We start from the raw sequence: 24,941 nt of genomic DNA on the forward strand, positions 1-24,941 counted from the left end.
ATATGGGACTGGATTCTGACTCGGAAGTGGATGATGATTTGGACTTGGGAATAGAATCAGAAGTGGATGAGTTAGATATGGGACTGGATTCTGACTCGGAAGTGGATGATGATTTGGACTTGGGAATGGAGTCCGCAGCAGAAGTAGCAGATGACTTGGTTAGCCTTGACCTCAGCGGTCTAGATGGAGATGGTTCTGACGATCTCCATCTTGGAGAAGATAGCTCCGACTTTGTAGCAGAAGATATTCCCGATCCATTTGAAGATACATCGGCAAAGTTGGATGAGTCTGGACTGGATGAGCTGGGTGATATGGATCTTAGCGATTTGGGAGATGATAATCAATTTGATGATTTGTCTTCTGATGATTTGGGAGATTTGGACTTCGATCTCGATGGAGATGAACTAGATTTGGATGAGGCCGATCTAGATTCTTTAGCAGGTGATAAGAAGTCTTCTAATGATGACGATCTTGAAGGGTTGTTGGGATAAACGTAAGCATTTCCTTCGGAATGCTGCGCAAACAGCCGTCAGCTCTCAGTTCTCAGCTCTCAGCTTTCCTAGCTTATTGCATTTGGAGGAGGGATTAGGATTGAGCTTGAGCAAGAATTAAAAGTCTGGGAAAAACCAAAGGCATCAGCTAACTTGAGCTATTTAGGTTCATTTTCATTGCTGTTTGCGTAGTATCCCGTAGGGAAGCGCTGACCGCTAATAGCTGAGTGTTTACGGTTAAACAATAGGAAAATTGATATTGACTGGTTTGTTTTATTTGCGATGTTTTGATTTTTAGCAGATATAAAAGTTACATTAACTATTGATTTATATGGCTGTGCTGGTTGAAATAGTATTAGGATCAAGGATGATTTCTTTTACTCAAAAAAAACACAGTTCAAAAAAATGTAATTTATCAATGCTATGGCAGGGAATAGGCAACAGGCAACAGGCAACAGGCAACAGTGGGAAAAGTATTTCTCTGTTTTACGGTTCATCATTAGACTTGTCGCTTTATAACTATAAAAAACTGCTAAACCCTTATCATGTAAGGATTTTAGCAATTTCCAGTGCAAAACGTATGGAATTACTACTGTGTCTTAATTTGAGCGATTTTTTCTATCTATTTAGCGACAACTCTATTAATCTATGTCAAACACCAACTCGTTCCTTGCTATATTTCAATAGACATCTCCAGAAAATAAACTTGCCCTTTATTTGCTATAAACTAGAGTGTAATAACTCAAAAAATCATTTTCCGTGTTTTTTTGCTAAAAACATCTTCCCTATTCCCTACTTTTACAAAAAGTCTATATCTTTTTCACGCCTATGTCTACATACCGATTAGAAATCAGTTATCTACTTAACTCAAAACTATTACCTATTATCTGTCAACTTATAGATTTTTCAACGATCCTCACACTTTTTTGTCGTGCTATAAAAGTAAGCATTTCCTACGGAATGCTGCGCAAACAGCTATTAGCTGTCAGCTCTCAGCAATTAATAATGAATAATTATTTCTAAGGTTGGGCAAAGAGAGTTTGGTAATAATTTTTTATGCTTTTTCAATTTCTCAATTACTATGATCTTTCCCAATATTAATAGCTAATAACTGACGGCTGTTTGTGTAGGATTCTGTAGGAAATGCTTACATAAAAGTAGACTTTTTACTAGCATTAGCATTGATTTTTCCCCAAAAAAATTATTGATAAATAGGAGTATTTTTTTATGACTAATACTGTTGCACCTGAAGCTTTAACTTTTGAATGTGAAACTGGTAATTATCATACTTTTTGTCCGATTAGTTGTGTATCTTGGCTTTATCAAAAAATTGAAGATAGTTTCTTCTTAGTAATTGGTACTAAGACTTGTGGTTATTTCTTACAAAATGCTATGGGAGTAATGATTTTTGCTGAACCTCGTTACGCTATGGCTGAGTTGGAAGAAGGTGATATTTCAGCTAAGTTAAATGATTATGATGAATTGAAACGTTTATGTTTACAAATTAAGCGCGACCGGAATCCTAGTGTGATAGTTTGGATTGGCACTTGTACCACTGAAATTATTAAAATGGATTTGGAAGGTTTGGCTCCTAAATTAGAGTCAGAAATTGGGATTCCGATTGTGGTTGCTCGTGCTAATGGTTTGGATTATGCCTTTACTCAAGGGGAAGATACTGTCTTAGCAGCAATGGCAGCTCGTTGTCCCAATCAAGCACCTGAAGCAGAAAAAGAAGAACGAAGTGGGATACAAAAACTATTAAGTTTTGGCAAGAAAAAGGAGGAGGTTGCTGCAGAAGAATCTGAGTATGTTGAGCATCCACCTTTAGTTTTATTTGGCTCTTTACCAGACCCAGTTGTAACTCAATTAACTTTGGAATTGAAGAAGCAAGGAATTAAAGTTTCTGGTTGGTTACCTGCTAAACGTTACACAGAATTACCAGTAATTGAAGAGGGGTATTATGTTTCAGGTTTAAATCCTTTCTTGAGTCGGACTGCTGCTACTTTAATGCGTCGTCGTAAGTGTAAATTAATTGGTGCGCCGTTCCCTATCGGACCTGATGGCAGTAGAGCTTGGATTGAGAAAATATGTTCTGTTTTTGGCATAGAACCTAAAGGTTTAGCAGAAAGAGAAAAGCAAATTTGGGAAAATTTAGAGGACTATATTCAGTTAATTCGTGGTAAGTCTGTCTTCTTTATGGGAGATAATTTATTGGAAATTTCTTTGGCTCGTTTTTTGATTCGTTGTGGGATGATTTGCCCAGAAATTGGCATTCCTTATATGGATAAAAGATATCAAAAGGCTGAGTTGGAAATGTTGGAAAAAACTTGTCAGGAAATGGGTGCGCCTTTGCCTAAGATTATTGAAAAACCTGATAATTATAATCAGATTCAAAGGATTTATGAATTAGAACCAGATTTGGTAATTACTGGTATGGCTCATGCTAATCCTTTGGAGGCACGGGGTATTAATACTAAGTGGTCGGTTGAGTTTACTTTTGCTCAAATTCATGGGTTTACAAATGCTCGTGATATTCTGGAATTAGTAACTCGTCCTTTGCGTCGAAATCATGCTTTGAAAGATTTAGGTTGGGATAAGTTGGTCAAGGAAGAAGCTAATGTTTAATTTACAGATTTTTGGGTAGGAAAAATTCCTAAATTGTAGACTTTAGTTGTAGAAATAGTAGGGTGGGTTTTACTCGCTCTACTAATTTTTTTTTGACGAGGAGCAGTGGGAGACAATTATCTTTTCATCCAGAAATTTTTCCAGAGAAAAATACCGATAATTTTGCCAAAATTTACCGCCTTATCAAAAAAATAGTTGGTGATACTTTGGTGAATTTACTAATTTTCTTAGACTGGCAGCGCAGGAGATAATTTTACAACTCCAGTAATTTTAGTTGAAGGAATAAATAGGAGGTAATTCTCATTTAATCCACAAATTTTGTCAGAGAAATAATTCCGAAAACTTTGCCAAAATTTTACCGACTCCTCAGAAAAATATTTGCAGATAGTTTGATGAATTTACTAATTTTCTGAGACTGGCAACTCAGGAGATAATTTTACAACTCCAGTAATTTTAGTTGAAGGAATAAATAGGAGGTAATTCTCATTTAATCCACAAATTTTGTCAGAGAAATAATTCCGATCCAGTAATTTTAGTTGAAGGAATAAATAGGAGGTAATTCTCATTTAATCCACAAATTTTGTCAGAGAAATAATTCCGAAAACTTTGCCAAAATTTACCGACTCCTCAGAAAAATATTTGCAGATAGTTTGATGAATTTACTAATTTTCTGAGACTGGCAACTCAGGAGATAATTTGGCAACTCCAGTAATTTTAGTTGAAGGAATAAATAGGAGGTAATTCTCATTTAATCCACAAATTTTGTCAGAGAAATAATTCCGAAAATTTTGCCAAAATTTACCGACTCCTCAGAAAAATATTTGCAGATAGTTTGATGAATTTACTAATTTTCTGAGACTGGCAACTCAGGAGATAATTTGGCAACTCCAGTAATTTTAGTTGAAGGAATAAATAGGAGGTAATTCTCATTTAATCCACAAATTTTGTCAGAGAAATAATTCCGAAAATTTTGCCAAAATTTACCGACTCCTCAGAAAAATATTTGCAGATAGTTTGATGAATTTACTAATTTTCTGAGACTGGGAACTCAGGAGATAATTTGGCAACTCAGGAGAAATTTGGCAACTCCAGTAATTTTGATTGAGGGGAGAAATAGAAGATAATTATCATTTAATCCACAAATTTTGTCACAGATAATTTGGGCAAAATTTACTACATCAGAAAAATAATTGCTGATAGTTTAGTGAATTTACTAATTTTCTGAGACTGGCAACTCAGGAGATAATTTGGCAACTCCAGTAATTTTGATTGAGGGAAGAAATAGGAAGTAATTCTCATTTTATCGATAAATTTTGCCAGAAAAAAATACCGATAATTTTGACAAAATTGATTACTTCCTTGGGTATAATATATCTCGGTAAATCTTTGAGTTATTAATTATCAAAAGGAAAAACTATGAAAGGGTTGAGAAGAATTATTACGGGACATAATGCTAATGGTAAATCAATCATAATGATTGACAGACCCCCAGCAAAATCGATAGGCGAGGAAGTTGGAGGACTATTTGAAATATGGAACACTGATGGAAATCAAATAGATACTTTTGATGAAATTGATAGAGCTGATACTGATATACTTTTGTCTCCTTCAAAAGGAGGAACCAAATTTAGGTATTTTGCGATAAATCCTATTCCAGAAGGAGTGCCAAAGGAAAAGCTTGAGGAGTTAGTAGCTGAAGGTTTTGCCAAAATAGGTGCATCTCAAGACAGAGTTGATACAACTCGACATCCTACAATGCATAAAACAAAAACAATAGATTATATTATTTTATTAAAAGGAGATGTGACTCTGTTACTAGATGATGATGAAGTTCAGTTAAAACCATTTGATGTTGTTGTTCAACGAGGCACTAATCACACATGGGTAAATAATGGCAAAGAACCTGCACTTTTGGCTGCTATTCTCATTGATAGTGATTTAAAAGATTAACTTATTTAATAGTCTTTTTATCTTGTCAAAATTTACCACTGACTGACAAAAATCCTCTGTGGAGGTTTTCTGAATTTACCGATTTTATTTGACTTAGATATGAGGTAATAATTTTCTATAGTCACTAATTCTTGCTGATGACTTAAGTCAGAGACAATTTTCATCTCATTCACAGATTTTAAACTAGAAAAAATATGGAAAAATGTCAAAGAAGAAATTGAAACTACTAGGGATAGATATTTGATTTTTGACGATACAGTAATGAATAAAAAACATTCCCATGCTAGATATTGTAGCGTTAGCAGAGCTTTGCGTCAGCAATCACTAAGATTAGCATACGCTATATATAGTGTATTTGCGTAAGTCCTGATAATCTATCAATTTTTTCTTACTTTAAGCGATCGCAAACTACCTTTAAATTAAAACTTGAGGCCAAGAGGATAAAGATAATTTATACTAATCTAAATAAGCTTTAAGATTGTTTGTGCAAATCAACAAAATCCCTTTTTTTCTCAATTATTACAAAATATTTCACGAGCTTGCGTTGTTTCAGGGATTTGTATCATACTCTGAACATTAAGGTATGATGCTAATTTTATATCTAAAACAAAAATAACCTCCTTTCAATCAAGCTACAACCCAGTATTTACGTTAAAAATATCCTAGATATTGCGATTTGCAGCAAGCTAAAATAAGCTCAAAAAAACAAATTTTGCATAAGTAAAAGTACCTAAGTAATTATAGACATTGACAAAACGCCACAAATAGTATCAAAATTTGCTCTATCCAAAATATAATTATTCCCATCTCAGTTTGCTATTTCTGATTTTCTCAAAGCTAAAACCTAGATGATTGATGAAACTGAATAATTCCTAACTTTAACAGAGATAAAAGCTTTTACTTCTCTAGCCTTAAGTCTACCTTTTAATAAATCATAAATTTCTACTCCTAAATATTCTGGTTGCTGTGCTTGTAGCTCTATGTATGGCTGGATTGACTGGAAAAGCTGCTCATCTTCAATTACAGAAATAATATAATCAGGACTTGAGAAAAAAATTCTTTTTTTAATTGTTTCAATATTTTCCAGAGGATAACTTGTTTGAAATTCTTTGGTTTGAAAAATCTTGAAAAATTCAGGTTGAGTTTCATCTCTTGAACTAGGAAGTCTGAAAGTTATCAGAGGTATTTTGTATTCTAAATAAAAATTTAGGGCTACTTTAGCTAAAAATCCAGTAACTATAAATTCATGCCATCTGCCTTTTGAATTATTGAGCGCTCCGGTAGTTAATTGGGTGATTTCAGTATTATGTTGTCTTTGATAATTTTCATAAGCAACTACTATTGTATTAACCATCCACTCTAATACTTGAACTACTGAAATATCTAGTTCTAGTCTTTGTTTAATTTCTAAATACAAACTTTGATAAATCTCTGTACTATTAATTTGGATTTTATTTTTACCTTGTCTGTTAACTGTCAAAAACCAAGAATCATTCATTACACAAATTAATTTACTATAGTGATCTGCACAAATTTGAAATGATGAATATATTTTTGTAATTTTAGATTTTGGGTAATGCTTTTTTTTGATTTGCTAGTACTCACAACTATCTTGACAGACCACTAGATCATAATTACTCAAAAGATGAGATATATAACTTTTCCAAGCTCTTAGTTGTCTGATAGCTTTTTCAGACAGATATCTCCTGATTTTGGATTCTTGAATTTTTTCCGACTCAGCATAATCAAATACTGTAGATTAATCTTAATTACTGAAAAGATTAGATACAGTAGTCTGCAACTTTCCAGAAGTACAAAATTATGGACAATTAGGTAACATATCCAGAAGAAAACAGAGAAAAGAGAATATATTTTAATGTAAAGTAAAAATGTATCTCACCTCCTCACCAAAACTGCTGTATACAACTCAAGCTCTTAGTTGCCTCATAGCTTTTCCAGAAAGATATCTAAATATAACAATCAGGAATGATTTATGAGATATTTAAGAACAATTAAGATAGATCAAATAAGATCGGTCAAAATCCTTTTATATTCTGACTTCTGAGGACTGACTCCTAATTACCACTAAAATCTTACAAGTGAAATATGATTGCTATAAATTATTTGATTTTTTCCCCTCAACCACGATCAAATACTGTAGATTATTAGTAGGCATCAAAATTTTACGGTCGAAGACTATGCTTAACACTTATTTGTAAAGACTTTCATTAACTATTGTACTTTTTTTATTTTCTCCTCGCCTTGTATTCCAACTGTTGAAAATCAGGAATTATTCATCACACTCTAGAGCGTAATTACTCAATCATACTAGACTGATAAATCTTCAAAATCTTGTTGCCGGATAGCTTTTTCAGACAGGTATCTCATCTCAAATTATTTAACTTTATTCCTCCTAAACATAATCAAATCTGCAAACTTTCTCCCTAAATACAAAGTTTCTTTTTCAAGAGAACCATAATTTATATTTATATGAATCCAAATTCCTATCTATAAAACTCACAATCTAAGTAACTTAATAAGTGTGAATTTTCACCTAACTCCTATATCCCTAAGCAAGAGTAGAAAACATACTGTTTGAAATCTTACGGTAAACTATTTAAATAAAGGATAACTATGTGTTGAAAAATCTATAGGACTCAAACAAACTATGACATCTTATGCTACTGCCACTGCCAGAGCCGAAATGAGTGAAATTAGGCGTCTAAAAGGCTTACTACCACCAGAATTACAAAGTTGGGTCATGGTAGAAAAGTCCATTGAAGTTAATCCTCCACTCATTCGCAGCGAAGAAATAGGCAAAGACCAAATAGAAATATCCATCGACCTAACACTTTGGGAGCAATTAGCATTAGACCAACGTAACCTGTTATTCTGGCATGAAGTGGCCAGAATTCAAAACGATACAATTCCCAGGGATGGTTGGGAAATGGCTGCCCTTGCTATTGGTTTAGGGGGTGCTGTGGGTGAGCTATGGGTACAGGATGGTCTACTTTTAGTTCTAGCTTTAGCTTTGTGTGGTGTATCTGGGTATAGACTCTATCAGAAGAATAATGGAGAACGTAATCTCAAAGAGGCAATAGAAGCAGACGATAAGGCGATCGCCTTAGCAACTCGTTTTGGTTACTCTCTTCCCAATGCTTATAAAAGTCTGGGCAGCGCTCTGAAAACTTTAATTGAACAAACTCCCAAAAAACGACAAAGGGCAAAATATGAAGCACGGCTTCAAGCTCTCAAACGCGGTGCAGCTAAAGCGAAGGCCAGGGTTAAAGGAAGTCGTGAAACTTCACGCTCTGAAAATATCTATAACTAGACAGGAAGTCTTGGGTGGGTAGTAGTAAAATAGTCAAAACTAGACTCGCCCCTGAGTAAAAACCCACTCAAATTGCTCCTAGTTATTTTGGTGTTATGATGGCGATATAACTAGATTAACAGATTAACGGAAAAAGCAGTTTGGTTTCTGCTGATACCATCTGAATATTTTCTATTCTTGAAGGTAGTTGACAGAGATTAATATACTTAAGTTCATACATTAGTATTGAACAATTGCTAATCATTAATCTAGAGGGTGGTCAACCATTAAGGTGATTTCTATATGATCGTTTGAGCATAATTCTTAAACTGATTATGCCAAGAAAACCTCAGAAAAAACTCTTGTAGAAGCAAAACTATAATCATAAAAAATAGGAACCAAGATTTCATGGTCAGCCAAACCTCAGAAACAGATATTCAAGTCACTTTTAGGGATAAAACTCCTGTCATTCATTTGCCTCTTCGTTTTACTGTCTCAGAGGCAGAATTATTTAAATCAACTTGCCAAAAACTTTTCCAATCAGAAAATACTATAGGCAAAATTATTATTGATTTTAGTCACACTAATTTTATCGATAGTTGTGGAATTGGTTCTCTAGTAACAAATTTAAAAATAGCAAGGGAAAAAAATATAGAGTTTCTGTTATCTGGTGTTAATTCTCTAGTTATGGGGGTATTTTATTTAACTGGACTAGACAAAATTTTAATCATCGAACAATGCCCAGATTCAGAATTTAAAAGCAAAAGCAATAGTAAATTAGAAGAAAATCAACTTCCTGTTACTCATCCTTCTATCAAATCTTGGGTAAAACGTCTGATTGATATTGTCGGTGCTTTAGTAGGATTATTTATTACAGGTATTTTGTTTATTCCCATCGCTATTTTTATTAAGCTTGATAGTCCTGGTCCGATATTTTTTGGTCAAATACGATGTGGTTGGATGGGAAAAAATTTCCGAATGTGGAAATTTCGCTCTATGTGTGTAAATGCAGAACAACTTAAGAGTAAAATCAAAAATCAAGCTCAAGGTGCAATTTTTAAGAATGAAAATGATCCACGAATTACTAAAGTTGGTAGCTTTTTGAGGCGAAAGAGTTTGGATGAGTTACCTCAGTTTTGGAATGTACTGAAGGGAGATATGAGTTTAGTTGGAACTAGACCCCCAACTCCTGATGAAGTGGAACGTTATGAAGTACCTCAATGGCAGCGTTTAGATGTTAAACCTGGTATGACAGGAGAATGGCAAGTTAATGGTCGTTCTCAAGTGAAAAATTTTGAAGATATTATTAGGTTGGACTTAAAGTATCAACAAAATTGGAGTTTAATGTACGATATAAAGTTAATTATTAAGACTGTGGGAATCTTATTTGACAAAAGTGGTGGAGCTTATTAGAAGAATTAAAATACTATACTTTTTCCTGATCCTTCTTAATCTATAACTTTTTTCCACTAATATATATATTAGCTTTAAATCTCAATATGTTTAAATGATTATAGATTTAAGTTTTATCTGTATTAGCCTTAAATATTCTGAAAATAGTTATAGTGTTGAGTCATCTCTTGATAAATCTGATGATTCTAACTTTAATCATAAACTCAACTAGCATCAAGTATATTTATGATCAATAAACAGAGAGAATTAACTATTAGTTAGATTAGATATTTTTGCTTTGATCGGCAACAGGACTTAACACCTACTTATCCTAAAGAAGTTTTGTTAAATACCTAAAGACGAGAAAATAAAGAAACTAAAAATCAAGTTTTTTGATTGAAACATATACAAACCTATCCCACTATTTTTAACAGCCTTATTTGTTTAAGTAAAATATGTTTGAAAAACTTAATTTTTAGTTTTTAACTCTCAAAATATTTAGAGTTTTTAGTGAAAATCTTATGACTGAGATAGGTTCACAGTCAACCTCTTTTGATATAGTTAATTCTCAAATATAGTAGAAGGAAGAAGAAAGATTTTGATATAGTTAATTCTCAAATATAGTCAGAAGGAAGAAGGCTTTAGTTATCTAGGAGAGAAGAAAGAAAGAAAAATCTTGCGTTGTCTGAGTTTTAAGCTTTTAATATGTTCTCACCTTTCCTTTGACTTCTATAGCAATTCATCAGGCTTTTATCTTCCATTAGTTATACTCGAAATGTTAACTTAATTAGTTAAACTATGCGTATTCTTATTTATTCCTATAATTATTACCCAGAACCAATTGGTATTGCTCCCTTAATGACGGAACTGGCAGAAGGTTTTGTGAAACGTGGTCATCAAGTTCGTGTGGTGACTGGTATGCCAAATTATCCTGAACGTAAAATTTATGATGAATACAAAGGTAAATTTTTTTTAACTGAAGAACTAAATGGTGTGACAGTCCAACGTAGTTATATCCATATTAAAGGTTCTAAACCAGGGGTTTTAGATCGATTATTGCTAGATGGTAGTTTTATTGTTTCTAGTCTTTGGCAAGCTTTTAATGGTTGGAAACCTGATGTGATTTTTGCAACGACTCCTCCTATACTAATTTCTTTACCAGTTAGTTTTTACGGATTATTTTCTAATTCTTTTGTGGTCTTAAATATTCAGGATATTGTTTCTGAAGCTGCTGTAAGAGTTGGATTAGTTAAAAAAGATAGTTGGATAGTACGTATAGCTCAAGCTGTAGAAAAATTAGCTTATCTAAAAGCTGCTAAAATTAGCGTTATTGCTGAAGATTTTGTCACTAACTTAGTTGAACAAGGGGTTTCTCAAGACCGACTTGTTTGTATTCCTAATTGGGTAGACCTGAATTTTATTAAACCTCTAAATAAAAATAATCAATTTAGAGAGGAACATAATCTTCAAGATAAATTTGTCGTTGTTTATTCTGGGAATATTGCTCTAACTCAAGGATTAGAAACTGTAGTTAAAGCTGCTGTTAGTCTCAAGGAAAAATCGGAAATTTGTTTTGTAATTTTGGGGGAAGAAAAAGCTCGTCAACAATTACAAGAGTGTTGTGATAAATATCAAGCAGATAATGTACTTTTGCTCCCTTTAGTACCACGAGAAAAATTACCAGAAATGTTATCTGCTGCTGATGTTGGGTTAGTAATACAGAAAAAGACTGTTACTGCTTTTAATTTACCTTCAAAAATTCCTGTTATTCTTGCTAGTGGTCGTCCAATAGTAGCTTCTGTTCCAGATACAGGTACGGCAATCAGAGTTGTTAATGAAAGTGGTGGTGGAATAGTAGTTACTCCAGAAGATTCTCAAGCTTTGGCACAAGCAATTGTAGAATTATATGAAAATCCAGAAAAACTTGAGCAACTGGGTCAGCAAGGAAGAAAATATGCAGAAGAAAATTTTGGGTCTAAAAATGCTTTGAATAGTTATGAAGCTTTATTTACTGAAATTTTAGAGTCGAGGGAGTAGGGAGTAGGAGAAAATAATTGATGATTTCTGTTCGATAATTGATTTTAGTTTTTATTATTAGATATATCTAAATATACCAACCCTAAATTGGTTGTGACAATTTTTATAATAGTTAATTTGAACTGAGAACCTTTCATATTCTGACTCCTGACTCCTGAGGACTGACTCCTGTAAGGGTGAATGGCCATTCGCCCCTACCACCAAAATATTACAACTTAAATAGGATTGCTATAGTTTTTTGTTTTATTTATTAGGGAGTAGGCAATAGGGAAGATGGGTCGGAGGATGGCAACAAGCAAAAAAAATATTTACTCCATCAGTTTTAAAGATGCTTTCCATACAAAAAAAGTTTTTGTTTATTCACATTCCTAAAACAGCAAGTAATTCAATTCAGGGCGTTGCTGATGCGTGGGTATGATTTGTATTTTTTGGCGATTGCTAAACTATATCAATGACAAATATTTGAGATTCTTCAGTTTTTATTTTCATACCTTGATTCAGCAACGCCCAATTCAGAATGTTCTAAAGCATTACTCTGAAGACGAAATTGTGTGCCTTAACCCTTTGCAAGATGGTGTAGAGAGATTTGAAGTAAGAAATAAAAATTTTTCCATACATAAACACTCGTCTTTACTTGACTACTATCAAGTTTTGTCACCTGATTTTTTGGGGTTGCACATTATGGAATAATATTGCCAAAAATTAGTTTAGACTTTGACCAAAAATAACCATTAATTAATCATTCTGGCAATTGATTAATCCACAATCCAATTCAATCAAAAATCTCAAATCATTCGTCGCTGTGCAACGCCGATTTTTTTAGTTCTCTTTATAAATTTGCCGTTCTTAGAAACCCTTGGGAAAGAATGATTTCTTACTTTTTTTCGCCACATCGTCAAACTCAAAAGTGGAATAGAGATGAGTTTATTGATTTATTGCGAAAAGTCCCAACCATGTTTTACCACTAACAACAACTGGCATAAGTTCAGGATTTTTAAAAAGTTAACAGGTCTTTTTAAAAAATAGAGGTAGGTTTTCATTTGAGTAAAATCTCTAGAAAACCTACCGCTAAATTTTCTGTAATTCCAAAAAATACTGGAAGAAATATTATTTGCTTGCCGCTTTAACGAATTTTTCTACTAATGGCATTACATGGTCAACATCTTTCCAACCAAGTATTTCTGTCACCTTTTTTTGTAAATTTTTGTAGGTTCTAAAAAATTCTGCTATTTCTTCTAATCGATGAGGTGCTATATCTTGGAGAGATTTAACCTCAGTGTAGCGTGGGTCTTTGTCTGGTACACAGAGGATTTTTTCATCTCTGTCCCCTCCATCAATCATCTCTAACATTCCGATGGGTCTCGCTGCAATAACGCATCCTGGAAATGTTGGCTCATCCATAATTACCATTCCATCAAGGGGGTCCCCATCATCTGCTAGGGTGTTAGGGACAAACCCATAATCGTAAGGATATTGTACGGAAGAATAAAGTACTCGGTCAAGGGCAAAGGCTTGTAAATCTTTATCAAACTCGTATTTATTTTTACTTCCTGCGGGAATTTCTATCAGGACATTTATTAGTCCTGGTTCTGGTTGGGCTGGAATTAGCGATAAATCCACGACATTTCTCCATCTTAACTAAAAAAGAGTATATCAAGAGTCTTAACCAAAAGGAAGTAGGAAAGTCAAGCTATCGCCTTAACTGATCGAAGTTTTAATTTAGATAGAGTCCAGAGGTTCTGCTTCTAAGGCAGAAGGCACTTATTCTCAGGGAGACTTTCCCTCTTTATTTATTTCCAAATTAAATGAAATACAAATTTGGTCACTATCTTCAGTAAATGGAATAGTAGAGTGCCAGAAATAACAAGGAAAAATTACTGATTATCCTACTTCTAGTCTGCACTGATATTTCTGTTGATTTTTCATGTCTTACTCTCAGGAAAAAGAAGTAGGAAAATTTCAGTAACCTACTCCAGAATTATGTTGTTAGAGAGGATCAGGAAAAATTGATTTCTTAAACTCACCCCTACTTAATAGATGATTAGTATTTTGCCAAATATTGAGATTTTATCCATCTCAAGGAATTCAACTAAATGAAATATAAATTCGGTCTCTATCTCTAGTAAATTGAATAGTAGAGCGCCAAAAATAACAAGGAAAAATTACTAATAATCCTGCTTCTGACTGAATCAGATATTTCTGTTGATTTTTCATGTCTTACTCTGAGGGAAAGGAAGTAGGAAAATTTCAATAACCAGACCCATAATTATTTTATTTGAGACATGAGGAAAATTGATTTATATTTAAACTCGCCTCTACCTAAAAGATGAAGTGTTTTCCCAAACCTCATATTTTTCTTTATCTACCTATCTAGAGGAATCAAATTAAATGAAATACAAATTTGTTCCCTATCTCCAGTAAATGGAATAGTAGAGTGCCAAAAATAACAAGGAAAAATTACTAATAATCCTGCTTCTGCTTGAATCGTATATTTCTCTTTTTTTGCCATATCCAATTCTCAGGGAAAAGAAGTACCAAAATTTAAGTAACCAGAGCCATGATGATTTTCTTTTATACTATTCGGAACTTGAATATAATAAACGCCACTACAATAACTTTCAGGATGAATATGAGAGTTTTGAAATCCTTCTGACTCTAAAATAACCGCCCAATCACTGAGCTTCCAGTCTGAGGGTAAATTATGGAAAAATTGATCATTAGAGTTAGCAGTGAAACGACTAAAATAATTAAAGAGGTAATGATTAATTTTTTGCTTCAGTTCTGCCATTACGGAAGTATTATCTGTAAAAATTTCGTAAGTTTGACTACCTCTATTTATTGGTTTACCTGGTCGGTCTTTTAAAAGAGTAGGATGTCGAACAATGTAATTTTTCAAGTCACTATTATAAGCTGCAAAATTCTCCCATCCTTCTACATTGGCAAACTGGTATTTAGCTACTAATTCTGAGCAGTCAAAAATAGACTCAGCTTCAGACTTTTTACCTACATCTTGCAAAGCTAAACCCAGATGAGCATAAGCTTCAATATGTCTATGATTAATATTTATAGCTTTTTGAAATTGAGCGATCGCTTCTTCAGATTTACCTATTTCTCGTAAAGCTATTCCTAGTTGCGCATAAGTATCAGCAGAATTAGAATTATGTTTAATAATTTTCTGATATAGCTTTATTGCTGCTTCCCACTCAGATTTTTTCCCTAAAATTTATGCTAAACCTGCCATAGCATTAACAGAATTTTTATCCTGCTTTAATGCAGCGTTATAACATTCAATTACTTCCTCATGTTTTTCCTGTTGACTTAACAGAAAACCCAAATTTATATCAGGATCAGCAGAAGTAGGAATTAAATCAACAACAGCTTGATAACAAGCTTCAGCTACATCGACTTTTCCCTGCTCATAAAAAATAGCAGCAATATTAGTCAAATTTCTGTAGTCTACTTTTGTGAAAACTGCTATAAATAGAATAATTAATTTTACTGCTTCCGCACAACTTATTGAAAAAAGACAGGGCTAATTAATTGTTGCCAGATACTATATTATAACCCTATACTTTTTGTTAACTAACTTTAGCAATATGGATAAGATTTCTGATGATACAACTTTTATCATTTTCTTTGTGGGTTTAATACCCCACCGTCTACACGGTGTTCAAAATTACTTGGGGTGAGAATCCCCATGTAATTTTCCTCCTGTCTCCTGTCTCCTGTCTCCTGTCTCCTTCTTCAACTAGTGATAATCAAATCAACACTTCCCCATAAAAAGGGAATATCCGTAGTAAATGTTCTAGTAAATATTCCGGTATTAGGAATTACCAATTATTGATCATCCCATAAATATAAAATGCCAGTTATTTGTTCATTTTTTCCTTAATTACCTCAGCTTGATAAGCACGAGTTTCAAAAGTATCAGCTAACTCCCAAATAGAAGGATAGACTTGACTCATAATAATACCAATCATTTCTTTTTCTGGATCGGCAAAATAATTAGTCCCAAATAAACCTCCCCCTCTAAAACTACCGACAGAACTAAGTGTAGTAGAAAGTTCAGGGTTATCCTTAACTTCAAACCCATTAGTATATTTATAACCCACACTTATAGGACGATCTTTAAATCGATCTGCAGGACGAATAGAGAGAAATGTTTCAATGGTTTCTTGATTAGCTATTTTTACCATTTGCTGCCCATCTTTACTCTTTAAATTTCCCCCATTAAGTAGCATTTGCAAAAAACGAGCAAAGTCATTAGGAGTAGAAACTAAACCAGCACCTCCTGAAAAATAAGTATCTCCTGTAAGATAAGGATAAGCTTCATCAATAAATAAACCAGGTTTTAATTCTCTAGTTTTCTCACCTATAGACTCTAAATTTCCATTGGCATTTGGAGTATAAGTAACTGCCAAACGATTTAATTTATTTTTAGTCACAAAAAACCCAGTATCATCCATTTCTAAAGGAGTAAAAATTCGCTCTGCCAAAAACTGATCAAAAGGTTTTTGGGAAACAACTTCTATTAGATAACCCAAAACATCTGAGTTAAGACCATAAAGATAATCTGTACCTGGTTCAAAAGCTAGAGGAACTTTGCTTAAACGATTTACCATTTCGCCAATAGTTCCTGAAGTGGTTGAAAGACCATCAGAAATATTAGCAGCTTGTAATAAGGGAAATAAAATTGGTTGATTCTGGAAATTATAGGATATTCCCGAAGTATGATTGAGTAATTGCTCAATGGTAATCTGATTTTTTGCAGGGGTGGTAGTATAATCATTTCCACTTCCCGAATTACCTCGTACTAGAACTTCCATATTAGCGAAAGAGGGAATATATTTAGAAACCGGATCAGTTAATTTGATAGACCCATCTTCAGCCAATAAATAAGTAGCAAAACCAGTGACAATTTTAGTTTGAGAAGCCATCCGAAAAATATTATTTTCTACCATTGGAATTTTTTTTTCCAGATTGCTAAACCCAAAAGTTTGACGATAAGCTATCTTGCCATCTTTGACAATTAAACCTACTGCACCAGCAATTTTTCCAGTGTCTACAAAGTTTTGAATATCTTCTGTTAAAGCATTGAGTCTGACTGCAGAAAGTCCTACTAACTCTGGGTTATCTACTGTAGTAAAACCCTGAACTTTTACTACCAGCGGCAGATTAATCAAAGCTGATATTATTACGATTAATAAGAATCTTTTGAGCTTGTTCATATTTTAAAGGAAGAAAAATACGTTCCTGTCAAGTAAGCATTTCCTGAGGAATGCTGCGCAAACAGCCGTCAACTATGAGTTATTCTAGCGGTTTTCACTCATGTTGACTACAGACAAAATATAAGTATGTTTGAAGTTTAATAATTACAGACCTAATAGCTGTATTCTATGTTAATGAAAACTGCTATAACTCGTTATCTTGGAAGGAGGAATTACTATCCAAGCAGAATTAAAACTTATAAAAAAAAGGTGTCAGCTAACCTTACAGGAAAAGCTGAATGCTGAATGCTAATAGCTGAATACTTACCCTGTAAAAACTGAGAAAATATTTTCTATATACTACTACAATTAATAATTATATCTTCATGTCAGTATTAAGCTATAAATATTATCTAAATATCCCATGATTTGATATTTTAAATAACATTAACAATAAGAGTAAAGCAAAATTACCTAATCTGTTGAATATTAAAAAAAGACAAAGATATAGGGAAAGCACCCCAAAAAAACTTATCTTAAACAAAACTAATTAAAAACAGTCCTAATCATGGCAAAAATTACTCACAAAGAAGTATTCGACCTCTTAATCAAAGAAGTTCTTGAAGCTTACCCACATGTGGAAAATAAGTTGGATTTTGTATCTAAAGATATTTTAGAGCATCTTCTCTCTAATAGTGATGGGGTGAGAGAAAGATTGCGTCAGGGATCTTTTACAAAAGATGATGGTGAAGTTAATCAAATGGAAGCTTTTTTGCTCACTTGGGTGGATGAAGTATGGGATGTAGAAAATGGTAACCAAGGGTTATATGAAAAATTTATCGCTGACTTAAATGGAACACCACAGGAGTTTGATTTATATGATAAAAATGTACCTCAATAAAGTAATTTAAGTTGTGGCTAAACAAACAAATCTAGAAAGCATTTAGTCGTCAGCTATCAGCTATAGAAATCCTAAATGATTTGTGCAAAAAAATGGTCTCCAAATCCAAGGGAAAATCGGATTTGGAGAGCAAACCGCTACGATAAAATGTTACAACCTATTCAGGATTGCTATATCAAACAAAGGAATTTATTGTTCAAGAATATTCGAGTGGAAATATTGTCTGGGTTTAACAAAAACTTAATTTTACCAATAAGAACAATATCTAAATAAGTATTAAAATAGAGCGATAATTACTAGATATTTTAAAGTTTAGGAATATGACAAATAATTCTTTTTTTGATGAATCTAGAGAAACATCTTTAGTTAAAACTGAAATTGTAGCTAAATATTTTTGGGCTTGGGCAAAAGTCATAATACCACAAGCTAAAAAATGGGGCAAAGATATTGCATATATCGATCTATTTTCTGGGCCTGGTCGTTATCAAGATGGTTCTAAATCTACGCCATTACTAATTTTAGAACGTGCTATTGCTGATGAAGATATGCGAGAGAGATTAATTACTATTTTTAACGATAAAAACTCTGATAATACAGATTCACTTCAGCAAGCAATAAACTCTCTCGAAAATATAGAAACATTAAAATATCAACCACAAATTTTAAATACGGAAGTAGGAGAAGAAATTGTTCAAGTATTTCAAAAGATTAGTTTAGTACCTACACTATTTTTTATCGATCCGTGGGGTTATAAAGGTATATCTCGTGAACTAATAGGTTCAGTAATTAAAGATTGGGGTTGTGATTGTATCTTATTCTTTAATTACAACAGAATAAATATGGGATTAGGAAATCAGGCAGTAGAAAAACACATGAAAGTGTTGTTTAGTGAACAGAGATTTAATCAGCTTAAAAAAGAACTTAAAGAAATGCAGCCATACGAAAGAGAATTAAATATCATTGAAAATATATCTCAAGAACTGAAAAATATTGGTAGCGGATATGTCTTACCTTTTTGCTTTAAAAATGTTGAAGGAACTAGAACTAGCCATCATCTTATTTTCATATCAAAGCATATTCGAGGATACTCAATTATGAAAGAAATTATGGCTAAGGAAAGTTCATCTTCTGAACAAGGTGTACCAATTTTTGAGTATAATCCTGCAACAAAATATCAACCTTTACTTTTTGAACTATCCCGACCACTTGATGAGTTGGAAAATATGCTTTTAAATGAATTTTCGGGTCAGACAATTACAATGATAGATATCTATAATCAACATCATGTAGGCAAACGATATATCAAAAAAAATTACAAAGATGCTCTAATAAAATTAGAAACTAAAAGTCAGATTATTGCAGAACCATCTAAGCGTAAAAAAAATACATTTGGAGATAAAGTAAAAGTTATATTCCCATTGAAACATTAATCTTTTATTTTCTGAATTTACGCTTAGATTCTACCTTGTATATTCTCCATTTTTTTTGATGCTTATTCCACAGTTCCGGCATTTCATCCCAAACTTTTCCATCTAAAATTCTGCCTGAAGCTTTAGGAGTTCTACCTCCCCATTGTTTAAAGAAAAAAGCTACATTAGCAGCCTGACATTGTTCATAAATATTTTTTACCCATTCCTCTTTCATCGGACGATATTTATTGCCAGATTCACCACCTACAATTACCCAATCAATACCTGTTAAATTAAGTTCTAAATCACCTAAAAGTGGTTCACAAGAAAGGAATTTTACATTAGCAGGTACTTGTCGTAAATAATCTACACGATGAACATAATTTTGACTTTCCACTGACACACCCATCCAAATATTTTCATGCCATTCTAATTGAGGTGCTACATCAACTAAACGTTCATGTCTTTTCGTCAAAATTTGATAAATGTGCCTGGGTGTTTTGCTAATTATTTCAAAGACTTGTTTTATGAAAGAAATAGGCACATCTTCGTGGAAAATATCGCTCATTGAATTAACAAAAATCCGGCTAGGAGTACGCCAACTTAAAGGTTGTTTCAAACGCTCAGGATGAAGTTTCAAAGCAAACCCTTCAGGAAAATTATTAGTAAAACGTTTTGTAATTGTTTCTGCATAACAATGAGTACAACCAGGACTAACCTTATCACAACCTGTGGTAGGATTCCAAGTCCTGTCCGTCCATTCAATACCAGTTTTATTGCTAGCCATAGTTAAATTTGCCTTCTCAAAAAAGAATAATTATTAATGTCTAAGTTATTGACTTAAATATTTTTTTATTACTTACTAAAGTATACCTTTCCTTGAAGGATAAATCAACCTATTTATCTAGCAATATGAAAACTGAAAATTATCTCAATAAAAAATATAATACTTACTGAATATAAATAATAAAATAGTTGGTATTGCCAAGAATAATCAAAACAAGGTAGTATAATTTCCTACTATAAAAACCGAAATAAAAAATGCGCCTAAAATCTCTAGATGTATTTCGTGGCATCACAATTGCCAGTATGATTCTTGTTAATAACCCAGGCAGTTGGAATTATGTTTATCCACCCTTACTTCACGCAAAATGGCATGGCTGTACACCCACCGATTTAGTATTTCCCTTCTTCTTATTTATCGTAGGTGTAGCAATGACTTTTTCTCTGTCAAAATACACCGATAAAAACCAAACAACTCCACAAATTTATCGGCGAATTTTGCAGCGATGCCTCATACTTTTCCTCTTAGGTTTACTACTAAACGGCTTTCCTAATTACGACTTAGCTAATATTAGAATTATGGGAGTATTGCAACGTATTAGTTTAGCCTACCTCCTTGCAGCGATCGCCATCCTTAACCTTTCGAGAAAACAACTTTATGGACTTGCCGCTATATTACTAATTGGATATTGGATAGCCATGCAATTAATATCCGTTCCCGGTTATGGCGCTGGCGACCTTTCCCCAGAAGGAAATCTTGCTGCTTATATCGATCGCCTTATTCTTACCCAACAACATTTGTGGGCCGGAAAACCATACGACCCAGAAGGTCTATTTAGCACTTTAGCTGCTATAGTAACCGTTTTGATTGGTTACTTTGCAGGGGAATGGCTCAACCATCAACCAATCAAAAGTCGCACTAGCTTAAATCTGGTCATTTTCGGTCTTAGCTGTTTAGTAGTGGGGTATATCTGGGGACTATTTTTTCCCATCAATAAAGCTTTATGGACAAGTTCTTATGTAATATTTACCTGCGGATGGGCTTTAATTTTACTGGCCGCTTGTTATGAAGCGATCGAAGTTCGAGGTTGGCAAAAATGGGGACATCCATTTGAAGTAATGGGATTAAATGCCATTTTTATATTTGTAGCCTCTGGATTTTTGGCAAGAATGATAATTTATCACAATATTAGTAGTGGGGAAAATTCTCCTACCATCAAAACTTGGATATATGAACATTTTTTTCAATCCTGGGCAGGGTCATTAAATGGTTCTTTGGTCTTTGCTATTGTGAATGTATTATTTTGGTGGGGAATTTCTGAATTTATGTATCGTCGAGGTTGGTTTCTTAAGGTTTAACTAAATGCAGCATTCCGTCTCCAAAAATTTAGGATTCAAATAGAGTATAAAAGTTTTTGATAAATGGTATTAGTCAGGTATTCAATATGATTGAATGCTCTAACTGTAGCTTATTTAAAAAAGTTTAAATTGAGATATTTTAGGTAAATTTGAAAATGAGTATTAACCAAGATAATTTTATAGTTCGTCCAATGACTCTAGCTGACTTAAAATTAGCTATAAGTTGGGCAGATAATGAAGGATGGGATCCTGGAATTGATGATGTTAATAATTTTTATGTGGCTGACCCTCAAGGTTTTTTAATTGGAGAATTAAACGGGGAACCAATAAGTTGTATTTCTGTAGTTAGATATAGTCAAAACTTTAATTTTATTGGTATTTATATTGTCAAACCTGAATGGAGAAAAAAAGGATTTGGCTTAAAAACTTGGCAGGAAGCTTTCAAGTTAATTAATCATCAATCTGCTGCTTTAGATGCTGTTTTGGAACAAGTTAATACTTACCGTAAATCTGGCTTTAAAACTGCTCATAGTCATCTGCGTTATCAGGGAATAATTCTTGGTGAAATATCTCAAGATGTCAAAGACTTAAAGACTATTAATTTTGAGAAACTTTGTAATTATGATCGCCTTTATTTTCCTGCCGACCGTCCTAATTTTCTCAAAGCATGGATTAATCAATCAAATGGTAAAGGTTATGGAATAATTAATGATGGAAATTTAGTTGGCTATGGGGTTATTAGAAAAGCAAAAGAAGGATTTAGGATAGGTCCTATATTTGCCGAAAACCAAGAAATAGCAGAAAAGTTATTTTTAGCTTTGTGTAGTTATTCGGATAATCAAAATGTTTATATTGATGTTCCTAATATTAATCAACAAGCTATTAATTTAGTTGAAAATTATCAAATGCAATCTGTTTTTGAATGTGTCAGAATGTATTCCGGTCGAGAACCAAATATTGATTGGACAAATATTTTTGGTGTGACTAGCTTAGAGTTAGGATAAACTTTCAAAATGATTTGATAGGGTCATTTCAGTTATCAGTTAGCCTCCTCCGGAGGTACTGCGTTAACAGTACCTCTGGAATCAGGAGGCTTGATATCAGGAATATTCTCTTTTTTTATCTCCTTAAAAGGCGATGCTTTATAAACATCTTTCTTCACATAAAACGTAGACATTATAGACAAATTATGTACAAGTCTTTCAAAGGTTTTTGTGAGAGAAAAAGTGTATGAAAAAGTACATTTTTTTTGATAACTTAAGTAGTTTTTCCTATCTACTATGATTCTTTCTCCCTTCTCCCCTGCTCCCTGCTCCCCTGCTCCCCACAAGGTTTTCAGGAGTTCCTGATCAGGGATAGCTTAAAAGGGGAGACTTTAGACCACAATTTTTCGGTAATGAAGCTGATAGTTGAGAGGTTAACACTAAATGTTTACCTTTTTTTTCTCACAAAAAGCTACAAATATCGGTAGTAGATTGAAGAAGGAGACAGGAGACAGGAGACAGGAGACAGGAGACAGGAGACAGGAGACAGGAGGAAAATTACATGGGGATAGTCAACGAAGGGCCGCTCCGCGTCTACGCTCCCCCAAGTAATTTTGAACACCCCCGTTGACGGTGGGGTATTAAACCCACAAAGAAAATGATAAATTTTTCACATGAGATAGTTAAACAATTAGATAATCAAACTATTTACACTACCTCTGAAAATTCCTATTATTGGATATCAAAACATTTACATTTCAGTGAGATTCCTGAAAAAATAGAGCTATTTAAGAATAAGTATAAATTCCGGAAACTAACAAAATCAATCTTTCCCAACTTCTACTTCAGAGAGATACCTACAAAAGACCTCAAAAGAATTGAATTTGATAAAATTCCACTACCATTTATACTCAAACCAATAACTGGCTTTTTTAGCATGGGAGTTTATAAAGTTTCCAGTTATACCAATTTTATAAATGTTTGCTACAAATAGCTAGGATATTTCTTAGAAGTCAGTCCTCAGTCCTCAGGAGTCAGAATGAATGCCTTTAATAGAAGTTTTTAGGTCTGAATTTATCTTTTTAGTCCAAGAGACATCTCCTATAAAGTATTTTAATTGCCCCTATTATCCGTAACATTCTTTTTTCAAATTGGTATTATTCAGAATGGGTGAAAACTATCGATTTAATCACAAAGGAAATAGCTCCAACTAGAAACTTATATCCTGAAAGTGTATTAAATACTAATTCATTGATCATTGAAGAGTATATCGATGGTGAAGAATTTGCTGTAGATGCTTATTATAATTCCATTGGCAAACCAGTTATCCTAGGAATTTTTAAGCATATATTTTCTTCAGATAATAGTGTCAGTCAAAGAGTTTATTGTTTATGCAAAGAAATTATTGAAAGTAACCTTGAGGAATTGACAAATTTTCTCGAAAAAATTGGTAATTTAGCTAAAATAAAAAACTTTCCAGTACATATTGAGCTGAGAAGAAATAGTAATGGTATTTTATTACCTATTGAAGTAAATCCCATTCAATTTGGTGGTTGGTGTACTACCGCAGATTTATCTTTCTTAGCTTATGGTTTTAACCCCTACTTATATTTTTACTATCAAAAAAAGCCAGATTGGTGTCAAATTTTAAAAGGAAAAGAGGGAAAGTTATTTAGCATGGTTGAGTTAGATAATTCCACTGGAAAAAATGTCAGTGAGATTACATCATTTTTTAAAAGGAAAAGAGGGAAAGTTATTTAGTATAATTGAGTTAGATAATTCCACTGGAAAAAATGTCAGTGAGATTACATCATTTAATTATGATAAATTGCTAGCAAATTTTGAAAAACTCATAGAGTTAAGAAAGATAGATTACAAAGAATATCCTATCTTTGGCATCTTGTTTATAGAAACTAGAGAGGAGAATTTTCTGGAAATTAAAAACATCATAGATTCAGACCTAAGTGAATTTATCACAGTCAGTAAATAGGTTGATATATTTAGGATTGATGTTAAGTTTTTGATCAATTGAAAGATTTGAGAGTAATATTAAAATCAGAATGGGTGAAAACTATCGATTTAATCACAAAGGAAATAGCTCCAACTAGAAACTTATATCCTGAAAGTGTATTAAATACTAATTCATTGATCATTGAAGAGTATATCGATGGTGAAGAATTTGCTGTAGATGCTTATTATAATTCCATTGGCAAACCAGTTATCCTAGGAATTTTTAAGCATATATTTTCTTCAGATAATAGTGTCAGTCAAAGAGTTTATTGTTTATGCAAAGAAATTATTGAAAGTAACCTTGAGGAATTGACAAATTTTCTCGAAAAAATTGGTAATTTAGCTAAAATAAAAAACTTTCCAGTACATATTGAGCTGAGAAGAAATAGTAATGGTATTTTATTACCTATTGAAGTAAATCCCATTCAATTTGGTGGTTGGTGTACTACCGCAGATTTATCTTTCTTAGCTTATGGTTTTAACC

21 protein-coding genes and 2 pseudogenes are annotated in these 24,941 nt (G+C 33.1%); 14 read left to right on the forward strand and 9 right to left on the reverse strand.

Features of this window, described 5'->3' with window-relative positions; translation table 11 throughout:
- The 4 genes and pseudogenes from F6K18_RS09200 to F6K18_RS09215 all read left to right on the forward strand — a co-directional run.
- Positions 1-491: pseudogene (locus F6K18_RS09200) on the forward strand (hypothetical protein); the annotation flags it as partial.
- Positions 492-1,718: 1,227 nt separating this feature from the next.
- Positions 1,719-3,116: a ferredoxin:protochlorophyllide reductase (ATP-dependent) subunit N gene (locus F6K18_RS09205; protein WP_287520312.1), complete on the forward strand. Its 1,398-nt coding sequence runs from the start codon at positions 1,719-1,721 to the stop codon at positions 3,114-3,116.
- Between the two features lie 62 nt (positions 3,117-3,178).
- Positions 3,179-3,367, forward strand: coding sequence for a hypothetical protein (locus F6K18_RS09210; RefSeq protein ID WP_287520314.1), 189 nt, complete (start codon positions 3,179-3,181; stop codon positions 3,365-3,367).
- Positions 3,368-4,532: 1,165 nt separating this feature from the next.
- Positions 4,533-5,066: a cupin domain-containing protein gene (locus F6K18_RS09215; protein WP_287520316.1), complete on the forward strand. Its 534-nt coding sequence runs from the start codon at positions 4,533-4,535 to the stop codon at positions 5,064-5,066.
- An 844-nt stretch (positions 5,067-5,910) separates the two neighbouring features.
- On the opposite strand, the gene F6K18_RS09220 is transcribed toward F6K18_RS09215, so the two are convergent.
- Positions 5,911-6,564, reverse strand: a complete 654-nt coding sequence (locus F6K18_RS09220) for a Cfr10I/Bse634I family restriction endonuclease (protein ID WP_287520318.1) — start codon at positions 6,562-6,564, stop codon at positions 5,911-5,913.
- A gap of 1,170 nt (positions 6,565-7,734) precedes the next feature.
- Between F6K18_RS09220 and F6K18_RS09225 the strand changes: the two genes are divergently transcribed.
- The 3 genes from F6K18_RS09225 to F6K18_RS09235 all read left to right on the forward strand — a co-directional run bounded on the left by F6K18_RS09225 (position 7,735) and on the right by F6K18_RS09235 (position 11,805).
- Positions 7,735-8,397, forward strand: a complete 663-nt coding sequence (locus tag F6K18_RS09225) for a DUF3318 domain-containing protein (RefSeq protein WP_124147509.1) — start codon at positions 7,735-7,737, stop codon at positions 8,395-8,397.
- Positions 8,398-8,784: 387 nt separating this feature from the next.
- Positions 8,785-9,789, forward strand: coding sequence for a sugar transferase (locus tag F6K18_RS09230; protein ID WP_124147508.1), 1,005 nt, complete (start codon positions 8,785-8,787; stop codon positions 9,787-9,789).
- 777 nt (positions 9,790-10,566) lie between these two features.
- Positions 10,567-11,805 (forward strand): glycosyltransferase family 4 protein, encoded by a 1,239-nt coding sequence (locus F6K18_RS09235; protein ID WP_287520321.1) that lies wholly within the window; start codon positions 10,567-10,569, stop codon positions 11,803-11,805.
- A gap of 44 nt (positions 11,806-11,849) precedes the next feature.
- On the opposite strand, the gene F6K18_RS09240 is transcribed toward F6K18_RS09235, so the two are convergent.
- The 6 genes and pseudogenes from F6K18_RS09240 to F6K18_RS09265 form a co-directional block, all read right to left on the reverse strand.
- The gene (locus F6K18_RS09240; RefSeq protein ID WP_287520323.1) at positions 11,850-11,993 is read right to left on the reverse strand and encodes a hypothetical protein; all 144 of its coding nucleotides are present in this window, start codon (positions 11,991-11,993) and stop codon (positions 11,850-11,852) included.
- A gap of 919 nt (positions 11,994-12,912) precedes the next feature.
- Complete coding sequence (locus tag F6K18_RS09245; RefSeq protein ID WP_287520324.1) at positions 12,913-13,425, reverse strand: inorganic diphosphatase; 513 nt, start codon at positions 13,423-13,425, stop codon at positions 12,913-12,915.
- A gap of 465 nt (positions 13,426-13,890) precedes the next feature.
- Complete coding sequence (locus F6K18_RS09250) at positions 13,891-14,019, reverse strand: putative 2OG-Fe(II) oxygenase (RefSeq protein WP_287520325.1); 129 nt, start codon at positions 14,017-14,019, stop codon at positions 13,891-13,893.
- Positions 14,020-14,167: 148 nt separating this feature from the next.
- Positions 14,168-15,028, reverse strand: a pseudogene (locus F6K18_RS09255) (putative 2OG-Fe(II) oxygenase).
- Positions 15,029-15,250 carry a tetratricopeptide repeat protein gene (locus F6K18_RS09260; RefSeq protein WP_161564714.1) on the reverse strand — a complete coding sequence of 74 codons (222 nt, stop codon included), beginning with the start codon at positions 15,248-15,250 and terminating at the stop codon, positions 15,029-15,031.
- A 424-nt stretch (positions 15,251-15,674) separates the two neighbouring features.
- Entirely contained in the window at positions 15,675-17,033 is a 1,359-nt protein-coding gene (locus F6K18_RS09265) for a serine hydrolase domain-containing protein (protein WP_287520327.1), read from the reverse strand.
- Positions 17,034-17,580: 547 nt separating this feature from the next.
- On the opposite strand from F6K18_RS09265, the gene F6K18_RS09270 reads away from it, so the two are divergent.
- Positions 17,581-17,913: a hypothetical protein gene (locus tag F6K18_RS09270; protein ID WP_287520329.1), complete on the forward strand. Its 333-nt coding sequence runs from the start codon at positions 17,581-17,583 to the stop codon at positions 17,911-17,913.
- Between the two features lie 320 nt (positions 17,914-18,233).
- Positions 18,234-19,343 (forward strand): three-Cys-motif partner protein TcmP, encoded by a 1,110-nt coding sequence (locus F6K18_RS09275; protein ID WP_287520331.1) that lies wholly within the window; start codon positions 18,234-18,236, stop codon positions 19,341-19,343.
- A 4-nt stretch (positions 19,344-19,347) separates the two neighbouring features.
- Here the strand turns inward: F6K18_RS09275 and F6K18_RS09280 are convergent, their stop codons facing one another.
- Positions 19,348-20,109 (reverse strand): phage Gp37/Gp68 family protein, encoded by a 762-nt coding sequence (locus tag F6K18_RS09280; RefSeq protein ID WP_287520333.1) that lies wholly within the window; start codon positions 20,107-20,109, stop codon positions 19,348-19,350.
- A gap of 254 nt (positions 20,110-20,363) precedes the next feature.
- Between F6K18_RS09280 and F6K18_RS09285 the strand changes: the two genes are divergently transcribed.
- Entirely contained in the window at positions 20,364-21,464 is a 1,101-nt protein-coding gene (locus tag F6K18_RS09285; protein ID WP_287520334.1) for an acyltransferase family protein, read from the forward strand.
- 155 nt (positions 21,465-21,619) lie between these two features.
- Positions 21,620-22,468, forward strand: coding sequence for a GNAT family N-acetyltransferase (locus F6K18_RS09290; protein ID WP_287520335.1), 849 nt, complete (start codon positions 21,620-21,622; stop codon positions 22,466-22,468).
- Between the two features lie 35 nt (positions 22,469-22,503).
- Here the strand turns inward: F6K18_RS09290 and F6K18_RS09295 are convergent, their stop codons facing one another.
- Entirely contained in the window at positions 22,504-22,794 is a 291-nt protein-coding gene (locus F6K18_RS09295) for a hypothetical protein (protein WP_287520336.1), read from the reverse strand.
- Between the two features lie 97 nt (positions 22,795-22,891).
- Here F6K18_RS09295 and F6K18_RS09300 point away from each other — a divergent pair, with 97 nt between their 5' ends.
- From F6K18_RS09300 to F6K18_RS09310, 3 genes are all read left to right on the forward strand, one after another.
- Positions 22,892-23,059 (forward strand): hypothetical protein, encoded by a 168-nt coding sequence (locus F6K18_RS09300; protein WP_287520337.1) that lies wholly within the window; start codon positions 22,892-22,894, stop codon positions 23,057-23,059.
- 558 nt (positions 23,060-23,617) lie between these two features.
- On the forward strand, positions 23,618-24,208 hold the full coding sequence (locus F6K18_RS09305; protein ID WP_287520339.1) for an ATP-grasp domain-containing protein: 591 nt from the start codon (positions 23,618-23,620) through the stop codon (positions 24,206-24,208).
- 303 nt (positions 24,209-24,511) lie between these two features.
- Positions 24,512-24,941: ATP-grasp domain-containing protein (locus F6K18_RS09310; RefSeq protein ID WP_287520340.1), on the forward strand; the 430-nt coding region annotated here is incomplete at its 3' end.

The sequence above is a fragment of the Okeania sp. SIO2C2 genome, assembly GCF_010692625.1.
GTDB classification, from domain to species: domain Bacteria; phylum Cyanobacteriota; class Cyanobacteriia; order Cyanobacteriales; family Microcoleaceae; genus Okeania; species Okeania hirsuta.

Bases quoted from the DNA above. Each gene is read 5' to 3' on its own strand.
- F6K18_RS09205 (WP_287520312.1), top strand. From the start codon at position 1,719: ATGACTAATACTGTTGCACCTGAAGCTTTAACTTTTGAATGTGAAACT.
- F6K18_RS09215 (WP_287520316.1), top strand. From the start codon at position 4,533: ATGAAAGGGTTGAGAAGAATTATTACGGGACATAATGCTAATGGTAAA.
- F6K18_RS09220 (WP_287520318.1), bottom strand. From the start codon at position 6,564: ATGAATGATTCTTGGTTTTTGACAGTTAACAGACAAGGTAAAAATAAA.
- F6K18_RS09225 (WP_124147509.1), top strand. From the start codon at position 7,735: ATGACATCTTATGCTACTGCCACTGCCAGAGCCGAAATGAGTGAAATT.
- F6K18_RS09230 (WP_124147508.1), top strand. From the start codon at position 8,785: ATGGTCAGCCAAACCTCAGAAACAGATATTCAAGTCACTTTTAGGGAT.
- F6K18_RS09235 (WP_287520321.1), top strand. From the start codon at position 10,567: ATGCGTATTCTTATTTATTCCTATAATTATTACCCAGAACCAATTGGT.
- F6K18_RS09240 (WP_287520323.1), bottom strand. From the start codon at position 11,993: ATGGCCATTCACCCTTACAGGAGTCAGTCCTCAGGAGTCAGGAGTCAG.
- F6K18_RS09250 (WP_287520325.1), bottom strand. From the start codon at position 14,019: ATGAAAAATCAACAGAAATATCTGATTCAGTCAGAAGCAGGATTATTA.
- F6K18_RS09265 (WP_287520327.1), bottom strand. From the start codon at position 17,033: ATGAACAAGCTCAAAAGATTCTTATTAATCGTAATAATATCAGCTTTG.
- F6K18_RS09270 (WP_287520329.1), top strand. From the start codon at position 17,581: ATGGCAAAAATTACTCACAAAGAAGTATTCGACCTCTTAATCAAAGAA.
- F6K18_RS09275 (WP_287520331.1), top strand. From the start codon at position 18,234: ATGACAAATAATTCTTTTTTTGATGAATCTAGAGAAACATCTTTAGTT.
- F6K18_RS09280 (WP_287520333.1), bottom strand. From the start codon at position 20,109: ATGGCTAGCAATAAAACTGGTATTGAATGGACGGACAGGACTTGGAAT.
- F6K18_RS09285 (WP_287520334.1), top strand. From the start codon at position 20,364: ATGCGCCTAAAATCTCTAGATGTATTTCGTGGCATCACAATTGCCAGT.
- F6K18_RS09290 (WP_287520335.1), top strand. From the start codon at position 21,620: ATGAGTATTAACCAAGATAATTTTATAGTTCGTCCAATGACTCTAGCT.
- F6K18_RS09300 (WP_287520337.1), top strand. From the start codon at position 22,892: ATGTTTACCTTTTTTTTCTCACAAAAAGCTACAAATATCGGTAGTAGA.